At 33.5% G+C, this 12,443-nt stretch carries 16 protein-coding genes; 7 read left to right on the forward strand and 9 right to left on the reverse strand.

Annotated elements, in window-relative coordinates; genetic code table 11:
- Positions 1 to 9 precede the first annotated feature (9 nt).
- The 4 genes from ACZZZT_RS10800 to ACZZZT_RS10815 form a co-directional block, all read right to left on the reverse strand.
- Positions 10 to 663 (reverse strand): sensor histidine kinase, encoded by a 654-nt coding sequence (locus ACZZZT_RS10800; RefSeq protein ID WP_463462411.1) that lies wholly within the window; start codon positions 661 to 663, stop codon positions 10 to 12.
- Positions 664 to 1,315: 652 nt separating this feature from the next.
- Complete coding sequence (locus ACZZZT_RS10805; RefSeq protein WP_463460364.1) at positions 1,316 to 1,951, reverse strand: outer membrane beta-barrel protein; 636 nt, start codon at positions 1,949 to 1,951, stop codon at positions 1,316 to 1,318.
- A gap of 209 nt (positions 1,952 to 2,160) precedes the next feature.
- Positions 2,161 to 2,568, reverse strand: coding sequence for a zinc-binding dehydrogenase (locus ACZZZT_RS10810; protein ID WP_463462412.1), 408 nt, complete (start codon positions 2,566 to 2,568; stop codon positions 2,161 to 2,163).
- Between the two features lie 20 nt (positions 2,569 to 2,588).
- Complete coding sequence (locus ACZZZT_RS10815) at positions 2,589 to 3,161, reverse strand: alcohol dehydrogenase catalytic domain-containing protein (protein ID WP_463460365.1); 573 nt, start codon at positions 3,159 to 3,161, stop codon at positions 2,589 to 2,591.
- A gap of 96 nt (positions 3,162 to 3,257) precedes the next feature.
- Here ACZZZT_RS10815 and ACZZZT_RS10820 point away from each other — a divergent pair, with 96 nt between their 5' ends.
- From ACZZZT_RS10820 to ACZZZT_RS10835, 4 genes are all read left to right on the forward strand, one after another.
- Complete coding sequence (locus ACZZZT_RS10820; RefSeq protein WP_073395495.1) at positions 3,258 to 3,623, forward strand: winged helix-turn-helix transcriptional regulator; 366 nt, start codon at positions 3,258 to 3,260, stop codon at positions 3,621 to 3,623.
- A gap of 21 nt (positions 3,624 to 3,644) precedes the next feature.
- Positions 3,645 to 4,226 (forward strand): Crp/Fnr family transcriptional regulator, encoded by a 582-nt coding sequence (locus tag ACZZZT_RS10825; protein ID WP_463460366.1) that lies wholly within the window; start codon positions 3,645 to 3,647, stop codon positions 4,224 to 4,226.
- 84 nt (positions 4,227 to 4,310) lie between these two features.
- Complete coding sequence (locus ACZZZT_RS10830; RefSeq protein ID WP_463460367.1) at positions 4,311 to 5,201, forward strand: MBL fold metallo-hydrolase; 891 nt, start codon at positions 4,311 to 4,313, stop codon at positions 5,199 to 5,201.
- Entirely contained in the window at positions 5,195 to 5,656 is a 462-nt protein-coding gene (locus ACZZZT_RS10835) for a nuclear transport factor 2 family protein (protein ID WP_463460368.1), read from the forward strand. The genes ACZZZT_RS10830 and ACZZZT_RS10835 overlap by 7 nt, the downstream gene beginning before the upstream one ends.
- 54 nt (positions 5,657 to 5,710) lie before the next feature.
- Here the strand turns inward: ACZZZT_RS10835 and ACZZZT_RS10840 are convergent, their stop codons facing one another.
- The 5 genes from ACZZZT_RS10840 to ACZZZT_RS10860 form a co-directional block, all read right to left on the reverse strand.
- Positions 5,711 to 6,400, reverse strand: coding sequence for a DUF4397 domain-containing protein (locus ACZZZT_RS10840; protein ID WP_463460369.1), 690 nt, complete (start codon positions 6,398 to 6,400; stop codon positions 5,711 to 5,713).
- Between the two features lie 36 nt (positions 6,401 to 6,436).
- Positions 6,437 to 6,880: a DUF2141 domain-containing protein gene (locus ACZZZT_RS10845; protein ID WP_463460370.1), complete on the reverse strand. Its 444-nt coding sequence runs from the start codon at positions 6,878 to 6,880 to the stop codon at positions 6,437 to 6,439.
- Positions 6,881 to 7,073: 193 nt separating this feature from the next.
- Positions 7,074 to 7,835: a LytR/AlgR family response regulator transcription factor gene (locus tag ACZZZT_RS10850; RefSeq protein ID WP_463460371.1), complete on the reverse strand. Its 762-nt coding sequence runs from the start codon at positions 7,833 to 7,835 to the stop codon at positions 7,074 to 7,076.
- Complete coding sequence (locus tag ACZZZT_RS10855; protein ID WP_463460372.1) at positions 7,816 to 8,583, reverse strand: sensor histidine kinase; 768 nt, start codon at positions 8,581 to 8,583, stop codon at positions 7,816 to 7,818. Before ACZZZT_RS10855 ends, ACZZZT_RS10850 begins: the two co-directional genes overlap by 20 nt.
- Positions 8,584 to 9,041: 458 nt before the next feature.
- Entirely contained in the window at positions 9,042 to 9,617 is a 576-nt protein-coding gene (locus ACZZZT_RS10860) for a porin family protein (RefSeq protein ID WP_073395137.1), read from the reverse strand.
- 268 nt (positions 9,618 to 9,885) lie between these two features.
- On the opposite strand from ACZZZT_RS10860, the gene ACZZZT_RS10865 reads away from it, so the two are divergent.
- From ACZZZT_RS10865 to ACZZZT_RS10875, 3 genes are all read left to right on the forward strand, one after another.
- Complete coding sequence (locus tag ACZZZT_RS10865) at positions 9,886 to 10,476, forward strand: TetR/AcrR family transcriptional regulator (protein ID WP_463460373.1); 591 nt, start codon at positions 9,886 to 9,888, stop codon at positions 10,474 to 10,476.
- A 146-nt stretch (positions 10,477 to 10,622) separates the two neighbouring features.
- The gene (locus ACZZZT_RS10870) at positions 10,623 to 11,390 is read left to right on the forward strand and encodes an SDR family oxidoreductase (RefSeq protein WP_463460374.1); all 768 of its coding nucleotides are present in this window, start codon (positions 10,623 to 10,625) and stop codon (positions 11,388 to 11,390) included.
- A 22-nt stretch (positions 11,391 to 11,412) separates the two neighbouring features.
- Positions 11,413 to 12,414 (forward strand): NADP-dependent oxidoreductase, encoded by a 1,002-nt coding sequence (locus tag ACZZZT_RS10875; RefSeq protein ID WP_463460375.1) that lies wholly within the window; start codon positions 11,413 to 11,415, stop codon positions 12,412 to 12,414.
- The last annotated feature ends 29 nt before the right edge of the window (positions 12,415 to 12,443 follow it).

The following is a 12,443-nucleotide window of genomic DNA, read 5'->3' on the forward strand; positions in this document are numbered from 1 at the left end:
AAAGTACTTTTAATTGTTAAGCAAAGGTATTCGAACCTCGAAAATTGTGTCAAGATCATTGACCACAGGAAGCGTACTGCCTATTATTTTATAACTATGGTAAATATGTGCCAGACCAATTCCTTCGCTGGGTTCTTTGGTAAATTTAGCCGACTTGTTATTCTGTATTATTATCCATTGATCTTCATAACTAATGCTGATAAGAAGCGGCGTCGTTGAGGAAAAAGAGTTGTGCTTTATTGCGTTTTCAATCAAAAGCTGTAGCGTTAAAGGCGGTATAAATTTACTTAAATTAGAATTATTTTCCTCGATATGGATAGCGATAGAAGATCCATACCTGATTTGATACAGAAACAAATATTCGGTTATAAAATCCAATTCCGTTTTTAGAACAACCAGATTTTTATTTCTGTTGGACAAAACATAGCGATAAACTGCAGAAAGATTGGTGACATATAACACAGCAGTAGTTTGGTTTTCCTCAATTAATGAAGTAAGCGTACTTAGGTTGTTAAATAAAAAATGCGGATCTAATTGAAGTTTCAGAGCATTGAGTTCTGATTGTAATGCTTGTTTTTTGTTTTCTATAGCTTCAAGTTTGCTTTCATTCCATTTAAAAAAAGTTGTTCGGCGGTTAAACCTGTAGTTATCAATATAGAAAATATACTGCCAATGATTAAAACTCGTCTTAAAAGAAGGTCGTCATACCCATATTTTTGAGGAAGATCAATATTAAAAAATACAACAGCGAGAATACTTACAATAACGATGTGAAGCAACAGCTGAAAAATAAACCTTGACAAATTATATTTTTTCGAAACTGATTTTTTAGTAAAAATTTGCGATATCCAAAGACCGGTTTCAAATAATACTACTGTAAAGATCAAACAAAATAATCCTTCAATAATAAAATCCATTAAAGTATAAAACTTCCATCCCTGAAGATTGCTCTCGTCAGAATTAAGGAGTATTAGAATTAGATACAGGATTACAGTAAAAACTATATACCCATATAAACGTAAATATTTATAGCGCCTTACATACATAATATTAATAATAAAAGTGTACTACTATGACCTGGTTATTACATCTAAAATAATTCTTCACAGTGTATTCCAACTTTATAAAGTTCTGTTATTAAAAATTCAGAGCAGCTTTTGTTACTCTCAACTCTTAAAATTTTGTCACAATCTTCTAAATCAAAATTCCATTTAGAATCCAAAAGTACTTTATTAAGAACAGGTTTTACTTTTCTTAATTTAGATTTTGTGTTAACATTTGTTTTATAGACAGAAATTATCATGCACATACATTATTAAAAACTAAAAAGATATGATTTTAACCCTAGCTGCATACTCATACCGCTTAAATGTGTATCAGAACCCGAAGGCGCCGTTGGGAGTGTAGAGGCTTGTCCTTCAAGAGAAACAATAAAATATTTGTTGAATACATAATTAACACCAACACTTCCTGAGATGTAAAGGTAATTACCGGTTTTAGTAGTATAGCTTATCGTATTTTCATTTATCAGAGATGTTTTAGGAGAGTCGATAAAAGACGTACCTGACCCTAGCATTACAAAAGGCTGCCAATGTTTGATTTTATATTGATATCCAAGATTGATACCTATTGTGGTGCTGTTTGCTTTTGAATCTATGATGGAATTAAAACCATTAGAATTTTGGATAGATTTATAAGACACTGTGGTTTGTCCGAACTGTAATTTAGCAAAATAATGCTCCTTATAGTTTAGCTGAAGGAAAGTTACACCATTAGAGCCAAGTTGGTTTTTATCATCAGGAAAATCTTTGCTGGATCCTTTGAAAGGAGCGAAAACACCAAACGAACCTCCAAAATCAACTGAGAATTTTTCAGATAATGAATCTGATTCGGTTTGTGCCATTAATAGCGTTACGCAAAATAATAAAATGGTGGTCAATAACTTTGTCATTAGTATAAATTTTAAGATTAATGACGAAGATAGTTTCAGGTTAATTATTGGTATTGAAATAATTTACCCAACCCGTTAAATTGGCTGCTGAATTTAAAAATACCTGAACTCAATTTTTTTGTTTTTATTTACATGTATGGATGTAGAACTCAAAAAGACCTCATTAGCAATGAGGTCTTTTTTGAATTTGTTTAGTTTATAATTTTCAATTAAACAGTAATTACAATTTTACCAAATTGCTGATTAGATTCCAAATAGCTGTGCGCCGCTACAATTTCGTCAAGCTGAAATATTTTATCAATAACCGGTTTTAATTTCCCTTCGATTACGCCTTTGTCGATAAAAGCAATCGCTTCTGCTAAAATATCGGCATTAGCCAAAACTTCAATCGCAGAATATCCTCTGATGGTTGGCGTTTTCATCATAACAGCAAAAGTGGGAAAACTTGCCGCTTCCTGACTTAAAGCACCGTAAACGAATACTTTTCCATTTTCGGCAACAGCACTTATAAGATCGCTGAATTTAGCTCCAACAACCGGATCTAAGATAATATGAGCACCAATATTATTTGTGATTTTGGCAATTTCTGTTGCAATATCTTGTTCAGATGTAACAATAACATGCGATGCACCAGCTTTTAATAAAGCTTCTTTTTCCTGGCTGAGGTTGTTAAAGCAATAGAAATTCCTCCCACATAATTCGTAAGCTGAATTGCCGCAATTCCTGCACTGCTCGAAGCAGCATTAATAACCACAAATTCTCCCGATTTTAATTTTCCCGAATGTATCAGCATTCCGTACATTGTAGAATAACTGGTCCATAAAGCCGCAGCTTCATCATAAGATAAAACAGAAGGATATTTATGTACTGCGTACGACGGCATTAAAATGTATTCTCCATAAGAAGAATAGTGGTGTAATGAAAATCCTGGGATAACATTTACAACATCACCAACTACTACATTGGTAACTTCAGATCCAACAGCTTCGACTATTCCGGCAGCTTCATAACCTAATTTAGCCGGAAAAACAGGGTTTTCAATATACATTCCCATTCGGTACATGGCATCTGCTCTGTTTACGCCAATAGATTTCACCTGAATTCTTACTTCATGTGGTTGTGGAGCTAAAGTTTCTGTTTGTTCTACTTTTAAAACTTCTGGAGTTCCTGCTTCGTGAAAAATAACTGTCTTCGATAATATAGTATTCATTTTTGTTTTTTTAAATTATTGGTACAATATTAAATAACAAACCCTAAATTTGTACTATAGCCAACCAAATGTGTGATACATACAAAAATGTACGTAATGAGTAAAATAAAGGAAAAATCGACAAATAACCAGAATAGAAAATTCCTGTCAAACTGTGATATGACGTATGCAGTTGAAGTTATCGGCGGGAGATGGAAAATATTAATTCTGGTTAATTTAGCAAATGGGCCACTTCGATACAGCGAATTGAAACGTAAAATTGAAAAGGTTACAGAACGAATGCTGACACTTCAATTAAGAGAAATGGAAAGCGACGGAATTGTTAAAAGAACTGTTTTTGCAGAAGTACCACCAAGAGTAGAATATGAAATTACTCCAATAGGAGAAAAACTGGTACCTATTTGTCTTCAATTAAGTGATTGGGGAACTTTGCACAGGGAAACAACTAAAAATAGCTTGTAAATTTTTCAGATATTTAATGAGATGACAGAACTTCTTCAAAAAAATATTACAGCACATATTTCTCTTTCAAATTCTGAAACAGAAGCATTTTGCAATTTATTTCAACATGAAATAATCAAAAAAAGAAGTTTTTTACTTCGGGAAGGTGAAGTATGCAAATTTGAGGGATTTGTCATAAAAGGACTTTTTCGGGTTTATCATATCGACAAGGACGGCTTTGAGCAAATATTGTATTTTGCAATTGAAAATTGGTGGATTACAGATATTGACAGTTTTACTAACGAAACACCATCACAGCTTTTTATAGAAGCTCTTGAAGATAGTGAGGTGCTTTTAATATCTAAAAAAGATAAAGAATTTGCCTATTCGAATATGCCGGAAATAGAGAAGTTATTTCGGGTTATGACACAAAAAACACATGTCGCCCTGCAACGCAGAATGATCGATAATCTGAGCAAAACCGCAGAGTCCAGATATATTGAGTTTTCAGAAAAATATCCACAGCTTATTCAGCGTCTTTCCAATATCCAAGTTGCTGCTTATTTGGGTATTACCAATGTTTTTTTGAGTAATATTCGAAAGAAAATTGCGCTGAAAAAATAAGTTTTCATTGCTTTATTAAACTAGTTTAATGTTTTGAGATTGCATAAGGTTTCATCTTTGCAGAGTTAATTTAAACCAAACAAAATGAAACAGAATATCACAATACTACTTACAACAATTTTAATCTTATTTAATATGGAAACACAAGCACAAAGTTTCAAAATTATTGAAACTAAAAATCTTAAACTTCAGGTTTACAACGCATCAGAAAACAGTTTTGGTGTAGCATCAGTAATTGTGTCTGGAAAAACTGATGCCGTTTTGATCGATGCACAGTTTACTTTGGCTGAAGCCGAAAAAGTAGCACAAGAAATTAAGGCAGGCGGTAAAAAACTAACGACAATATATGTATCTCACGGCGATCCAGATTTTTATTTCGGATTGGAAGTATTCAAAAAATATTTTCCGGAAGTAACCGTTTATGCATCTCCTTCGACGGTAGAACATATTAAAGCCACATCTCAAAAGAAATTAGAAGTATGGGGCGAAAGACTGGGTAAAAACATTACTTCGAATGTGATTTTACCTCAGGTTTTAAAAGGAAACAGCATCGAGTTAGAAGGTCAGAAACTAGAAATTGTAGGTTTGGAAGAATTTCCGGCTGAAACTTTTGTATGGATTCCTTCTATCAAAGCCGTTGTTGGCGGTATTAATGTTTTCGGAACCACTTTTCATCTTTGGATGGCAGATGCGCAAAAGCCTGAAGAACGTAAAAGCTGGATTTCGATTTTAGATAAAATTACGGCTTTGCATCCTGAAATTGTAATTCCGGCGCATGCCAGTTCAAATTCTCCATTTGATATTACTGCTGTAAATCATACTAAAAGTTATATTCAGTTTTATGAAGAAGCTTTAAAAACCAATAAAACCTCTGAAGCTTTAATTAAGGCTTTAAAAACAAAATACCCTGCACTTACTTTTGAAACTGCTTTAATGATAGGAGCAAAAGTAAATACCGGAGAAATGAAATGGTAAAACTAATAAGCTCTGGCCTGATGATAGTTTTGGCATTGTCAGGCTGTTCTTTAAATAAAAAAGCAATGACAAATCTTGAAATCATAAAAAGTACTTACGAAGGAAAAACTTCAGAAGAAAACGGAAAAAATTTAGCTGAATATGCTGCAGATGATATTTCCTGGACAGAAGCCAAAGGTTTTCCGTACGCAGGGACTTATATAGGTTTAGAAAGTATTACCAAAAATGTTTTTAGCAGATTAGGAAGTGAGTGGATTGACTACAAATTTACTCCGGAAGATTATGTTGCAAACGAGGATAGAGTAGTGGCTTTTGGAACTTACACAGGTACTTATAAAAAAACAAAGAAGTTGTTTGCAGCCAGAGTAGCACACATTTGGAAATTGAAAGATGGAAAAATAATAAGCTTTGAGCAATTTGTAGACAGTCAGACTGTTAACGATGCAATGAAGTAATTTATAATTTTTGAATAAAAAGAGCTGTTTTATCGACAGCTCTTTTTTTATGATTTAATTCTGCGAAAGCTGGGTCACTGTATATCCTGATGCTACAGATCCTGATATAAAAACAGTATAAACTTTTCCGGCCGCAAAATCAGTTGCTGATAATGTCGCCAGATTTTCGGATCCTCCTGTACCGCGAACCTGAACGCTTACAGATCCGGCATTAATTTCTGAATAACCGCTTTGGCTGTATCTTACAAGGTTTGATGCAAGACTGTTGCCTTGTCCGTCCAGAAAATCAATATTACTTGGCGCTCCCGAACTTAAATGGATAAATTTTATCTTTGCTTTTCCACTAGATGGCGCGCTGACGTTATCTTCATAAAGTCTCACTTCTGCGTCGTCTCTTGATTCTCCCGTTAAATATACGGTATATCTTTTATCGTCATCCAGATCAAGTTCTTCTGTGGCATACAAATCGTTATCATTTTCATCCCTGAACTGACTTACTAAATTATTGCCCACCGCTACATCGTGATACGATACAGAATGTTCTAAATAACTCAGATTGCCTATGTAAGGAATATTTGCCATAACAAATTTTTGAGAACCTGCATTAGGAGCTGCATTTACGACTTTAAGCCTTGCAGAACCAAACGGATCTACTTCATTGTTGTCACAAGATGATGCTATAATCAGGGCTGCGATAGCTATTATTTTTACAGGAATTAAGGTAAGGGCTCTTTTAATTTTCATAATTTTTAATTTTAGTTTGACTTCGTTTTTAATTGATTACATGTATTTTACTCTGATACTAATTTTGTTGTTTTGATTTTTTACATTGACTTTAAAATCATCAAAAGCGGGTTTTTTCATTTTTTCCATGAAGAAATCAGAAAAGCCAAAACCTTCTTTTGGAATTCCTAACATGTTTTTATTAAGCTCTCCGCTTTTATTTTCATCATCAATAAGAGTAATGCCGTATGTTCCCGGATCGAGCGTACAATTAATAATCATGGAACCGTTTTCAATTTTCTTTTCGAATACCAGTTTTTTAGAAACTTTTTCTTTCTGATAATCCTCGTCGTTTTTGAAAACGTTGAGTATAATTTGCCCTTTTCCGGATCGAATTTCCGAAACTCTAATCTGGGTGTTTTGTCCGTACGAACTGCTGAAACACAAAATCGCGATCAGCATTATAAGCCGCGTGGCATTGGGAATTTTGATTTTAATCATCACATTTTAATTTAAGATTGCTCTGCGAAAGTAACAGGGCAATTGCTTAAAAATCCTAAAAAATAAGTTCAAACGGACAATATTAGGGCTGAGGCGTTATGCCTGAACTAATGTGTGATAAAGGATAGGAAACGGAGTAATTAAGACTGTTTTTGAAAGTCTGTAAGTAGATGATTTTATTTGAATTTGAAGATTAACTTGCAAGCCAGGCCAATACTTTTGATCTTTTTTCTCTACTGACAAAAACATCTTTATGAAAAGAAAATGAAAGGTTTACTTTTAGTTTTCTGGGAAAATAATCTGTAACGTCAATTATGGCGTTTCGGTTAACGAGCTGTTGTCTGTTCATTCTAAAGAAAAATTTATTGGTTCTTTTTTCCAGATCTTCCAGGCTTTCGGTCAAAATATAACTTTTGCCATTGTGCGCATGCATAACCGTAGTTTCTGCTTCGACATAAAAAAGCGCAATTTTATCCAGCGTAAAAGGAAGCAGTCGATCTCTGTATTTTACCATTATAGTTTCGCTAACAGGCTGTTGCAGATTTGAGATCGTTTCCATTGCCTTTTGGTATTGCTGCGCAAGCTGGCCGCTCATTAATTTTTGCATGTTCTGAAATTTGCCTAAAGCTACTTTTAGTTCCTCTGCACTAAAAGGTTTTAGGATGTATTCAATACCATTTGCTTTAAAAGCATCAAGTGCATATTCGTTAAAAGCCGTACAAAATATAACGGGAACATGAAGAGGCACCGCCTTTATGATTTCAAAACTCAAACCGTCGCCCAATTGGATGTCACTAAAAATAAGATCTGGCTGAGGGTTGTTTTTGAAATAAGCAATAGCTTCTTTTACAGATCCCAAGAGGGCTGTAATTTCAATTTCGGCATTGCAGTTTTTAAGGCTGTTGGCAAGATCTTCGGCTACAAGCGATTCATCTTCAATAATTATGATTTTCATCGGTATTTACTTTAAAGCTTACAGAAAAGGTACTGCCATCGTTATTAATTATAATTTCATTTCCGGACCAAATCAGGCATCGTTCTGCGAGATTTGCCAAGCCGCTTTTTAAAGATGTTTCACCAGCTTCTTTTAGGTTTATGGTGTTAGATACTGATATATAAGCTCCTTTTTGTTCTATCTTGATATGCAAAGGCTGCTGTTTGGTAAAACGATTGTGTTTGATCGCATTTTCTGCCAATGGCTGAAGTGAAAAAGTAGGCACGGTGCTTTTTAGCATTTCCGAATCATTAATTTTAATATCCCATTCTAAGGCTTCACCAAAACGCATTTTCTGCATTTCGAGATAGTTTTGGCAAAAATCCAATTCTTCTTCAAGCGTTGTAACCATACTGTCGTTAAGCGATACGGCAGCTCGCAGAAATCCGGCAAGCTGTATTAAATAATGTTCTCCAAGCGTAAGATCTTTTTTGTAAAGTGCTTTTAAAGTGTTGAGTGAATTGAATAAAAAATGCGGATGAATCTGCTGTTTTAAAAGCAAATTTTCGGCTTCGGCCGTACGAAGCTGTAGTTTCGAATTTTCCATTTCGGCTTTTGTTTTGGCCAATCTTAAAATAGCAAAATCCTGCAGCAGCAATACTAACGTAGCAACAAAAAGAGCTTCGGTTAAAAAAGTGGCAATAAGTTCTAAATCATCATGACGCCATGAAATATCTGCCATATAAGCAAAAAAAGGCCACAAAAGCATTTCCAATATAATCGAACTACAAAAACTCGCACCGTAACGCCAGAGCCGAAATTTAGAAATGTCGTTGGGAAATTTTATAACACATAATTCTAAAATAGCAGAAAGTGAAAAAGTGACCAGAAGAATGTAAAAAAAACTTTTTAAGGTCATTACCACAACAAGAAGAACTGAATTTTTAAATATAACCAGAAAAAATAAAGCAATAAACGATATTAAGAACGTTAGAAATAAGTTCATTTTATAAATTTCCCTCAGAATTAAAGGAGAGAAAGATTTTGAGATATTGTTCATTTCTATGGTTTTACATTTTTATTCAGCATTAGTTTTTCTTTATTCAAATGAAGGAAAAGTACAAAAAATAATAGCCGTTATAAGATTTTTGATAAACAAATAATACTTCCTGTAAAAGTCAGGAAGTGTTATTTGTTTTTTAAATGGAAAAAGGAAATCTTCTAAATTTAGAAAATATAAAAAAGACTAACCTGCGACATATTGTTTTGAAAATCAGTATTTATAGTAGTCGATTTTATTTTACTGATATCGGTTAAGCCATAATAATATCGGGCACCAATACCAAGCCCATTTGGAAATTGATAACCAATTCCGCCGACCATTCCTGCATCAATTTTTTCTGCAAAATCGTCGTTGGTTAATTCTTTAAAATCTTCTGAAACCAGAATACCAACCTGAGGACCCGCTTCAAAATAAAGCCCGAAACTGGTTTTGTATTTTAAAACAATTGGCACAGAAACATACGATAGTTTAAGATCTTTGCCATCAGAGAATCCTCCTTTTATTTTAGCACCTTGGGTAGAAAATAAAAAGTCTTCCTGAACAGACCATTTTTCATTAATGTCAAAGGCGATAATAGCACCGGCATGAAATCCGGGAAGTCCTTCTGTATCAAAATTAGCATTCGAAAAGTCGCTGTAATTACCTCCGGCTTTTATTCCAAAATGAAGCCTGTCAAAAATACTTTGACTAAAAACACTTGAGGATACCAGAACAATGCAGAGCAAAAATAAATTTTTCATGATTTATAAATTTTAATGTTATGAGGCTTTATGCCTTTTATTAATTTGATGCTGCAAACATAAAAGGCAATAAATTCTGAACAGTTAAAAAATTGGCTCAAACGGACAAAATGTGCCGGGAAACGTTATTGTCACTTCTTTTTTTACGATTTTGAATTTTTCTATTTTGTATCTGGAAATAAAAATTAATTAAAAAGCTAAATATTTAATCTTTTTATGTTTTAAAATATACTTTTTAGTATATTTGTCCTCTAATTTAAAAAGTACTATGCTTACAAAGGCAGAAAGAACAAAACAATTTATACTTGAAACCGCAATACCTCTGTATAATGAGAAAGGTATTTCGGGAGTTAATATTGATGATATCCTTGAAGCTACAAAACTTACAAAAGGATGTCTTTATGGACATTTTGAAAACAAAGAAGATTTGTCTGCACAAGTAATTGACTTATCGCTTAAGATGGTTTCTGAGAAAATTAGGGCTGCAGTTTATAAAGGAAAAACAATAAAAGGTAAAATATTTGCATTTTTAGATTTTTATAAAAACCCTATTGAAACATATGTTTCCGGCGGATGCCCGATATTTAATACCGCTGTAGAAGCAGATGATAATTATCCTTTTATAAAAGAAAAAGTGGCTAAGGTAATTAGAATTGGTCAGCAGGAATTGACAGCATTGCTTCAGGAAGGAATTAACAATGGTGAATTTTCCAAATCTCTTGATCCTGTTGTTTTTGCTTTCAAATTAGTAGCTTCTGTAGAAGGCGGGATTGTAATGTGCAGAGTTATGGATACAGCAAAACCAATGCAAGGTCTGGTTAAAAGCCTAAAGTCTGAATTGGAACAATACGTCATCTAATTTTTTTTGTTTTAAAATAAACTAAAAAGTATATTTTAAAATAGACTAAAAAGTCTAAAAAAAGCGATTTTATTAAATGAAAAATAATAGAAAATTTAAAATATATATATAATGAAAACAACTAAACTCTTTAAATAAATCGAGCAATGAATATAAAAGGTAAAACGATATTAATTACCGGCGGAGGTTCCGGAATTGGTTTAGAATCTGCAAAGCAATTTTTAGAAGAAGGTGCTAAAGTCATCATTACGGGTAGAAATCAGGCAAAATTAGAGGCTGCAAAAAAGTTGCTTCCGTCAATAACCATTATAAAAAGTGATGTCGAAAATCAGGAAGATGCCATTGCACTTTTTGATCAGGTAACTTCTTTAGGAGGGATCGATATTTTATATAATAATGCAGGGGTTGGAAGTCCGGCACTTAATCTGGGAATTGCAAATGACCAAATTTTGAACAATGCGATTTACGAAATGAATGTTAATTATTTTGGTGTTATAAGATTAAACAACCTTTTTCTAGAAATGCTGAAATCAAGAAAAGAAGCAGCGATAATAAATACAACCTCTATTTTGAGCATTGTACCTGCTTTAGAAGAACCAACTTATGCAGCAACAAAAACAGCTTTAAGTTTTTATACCAGAACGCTTAGAAAAAATTTAGAAATTTTGGGCAGCAATGTAAAAGTATTTGAACTGCTTCCGCCTCTTGTGGCAACAGAAATGACAGCGAACAGAAATGATAAAAAAATGACTCCGGAAGAGTTGGTAAAAGCTCTTATTTCGGGAATCAAAAAAGATAAATTCACGATTAGGGTAGGCGATGCAAAATTACTTTATATGGTAAACAAGTTTTTTCCGCAATTGGCTTTCAATTTAGTAAATCCTAAAAAGATTTACGCAAGCCTGAAACAATAACTAAAATTCTAAAGTTTATAAAATGAAAGCATTTGTAATTAATAAATATAGTAAAAACGGAAGTCTACAGCTTACAGAAATGTCTGTTCCGGAAGTAAAAGACCAGGATATTTTGGTTGATATACACGTAGCCGGGGTCAATCTTTTGGATTCTAAAATAAAAACGGGAGAATTTAAACTCATTTTGCCCTATAAGCTTCCGCTAATTCTGGGACATGATGTTGCGGGAGTTATTACCAAAGTCGGAAAAAATGTCGAAAAATTTAAAGTTGGCGATGAAGTATATGCAAGAGTAAGAGATCAACGCATTGGTACGTTTGCCGAATTTATTGCGATAAATGAAGCTGATGCTGCGCTTAAACCTAAAAATCTTTCTATGGAAGAAGCAGCATCTATTCCGTTAGTGGCGCTAACGGCCTGGCAGGTTTTGGTGGAAAAAGCAAAAATCAAAAAAGGAGAAAAAGTATTTATTCAGGCAGGTTCAGGTGGAGTAGGGACTATTGCAATTCAGTTGGCAAAACATTTGGGAGCGACTGTTGCTACAACTGCAAGTGCCAAAAGTTTTGATTTCCTAGAAAAACTTGGAGCTGATATCGTTATTGATTATAAGAATAGTGATTTCGAAAACAGGTTAAGTAATTATGATGTTGTGCTAAATAGTCAGGACAAAGAAACACTTGAAAAATCGTTAAAAATACTAAAATCAGGCGGAAAACTAATTTCTATTTCCGGACCGCCAACTCCCGATTTTGCTAAAGAAATTAAAGCACCCTGGTTTGTGAAAATAATTCTTTCTTTAATAAGTTCAGGTATTCGTAAAAAAGCAAAGAATAAAAATGTTGACTATTCCTTTTTATTTATGAAAGCTGACGGCGAGCAGCTAAATGAAATTACTAAACTTATTGAGGCCGGAATAATTGAACCGGTTATGGATAAAGTTTTTCCTTTCGATAAAACAAACGAAGCATTGTCTTACGTAGAAAGTGGGCGTGCGAAGGGAAAAGTTGTTATTAAAATAAAATAATTATTTTATAAAATTGGTCACTTATTTTC

It is taken from the genome of Flavobacterium sp. AC274 (genome assembly GCF_979258275.1).

Coding starts and splice junctions, on each gene's coding strand:
- ACZZZT_RS10805 (WP_463460364.1), bottom strand. CDS start 1,951: ATGACAAAGTTATTGACCACCATTTTATTATTTTGCGTAACGCTATTA.
- ACZZZT_RS10815 (WP_463460365.1), bottom strand. CDS start 3,161: ATGAATACTATATTATCGAAGACAGTTATTTTTCACGAAGCAGGAACT.
- ACZZZT_RS10820 (WP_073395495.1), top strand. CDS start 3,258: ATGAGTAAAATAAAGGAAAAATCGACAAATAACCAGAATAGAAAATTC.
- ACZZZT_RS10825 (WP_463460366.1), top strand. CDS start 3,645: ATGACAGAACTTCTTCAAAAAAATATTACAGCACATATTTCTCTTTCA.
- ACZZZT_RS10830 (WP_463460367.1), top strand. CDS start 4,311: ATGAAACAGAATATCACAATACTACTTACAACAATTTTAATCTTATTT.
- ACZZZT_RS10835 (WP_463460368.1), top strand. CDS start 5,195: ATGGTAAAACTAATAAGCTCTGGCCTGATGATAGTTTTGGCATTGTCA.
- ACZZZT_RS10840 (WP_463460369.1), bottom strand. CDS start 6,400: ATGAAAATTAAAAGAGCCCTTACCTTAATTCCTGTAAAAATAATAGCT.
- ACZZZT_RS10845 (WP_463460370.1), bottom strand. CDS start 6,880: ATGATTAAAATCAAAATTCCCAATGCCACGCGGCTTATAATGCTGATC.
- ACZZZT_RS10850 (WP_463460371.1), bottom strand. CDS start 7,835: ATGAAAATCATAATTATTGAAGATGAATCGCTTGTAGCCGAAGATCTT.
- ACZZZT_RS10855 (WP_463460372.1), bottom strand. CDS start 8,583: ATGCTTTTGTGGCCTTTTTTTGCTTATATGGCAGATATTTCATGGCGT.
- ACZZZT_RS10860 (WP_073395137.1), bottom strand. CDS start 9,617: ATGAAAAATTTATTTTTGCTCTGCATTGTTCTGGTATCCTCAAGTGTT.
- ACZZZT_RS10865 (WP_463460373.1), top strand. CDS start 9,886: ATGCTTACAAAGGCAGAAAGAACAAAACAATTTATACTTGAAACCGCA.
- ACZZZT_RS10870 (WP_463460374.1), top strand. CDS start 10,623: ATGAATATAAAAGGTAAAACGATATTAATTACCGGCGGAGGTTCCGGA.
- ACZZZT_RS10875 (WP_463460375.1), top strand. CDS start 11,413: ATGAAAGCATTTGTAATTAATAAATATAGTAAAAACGGAAGTCTACAG.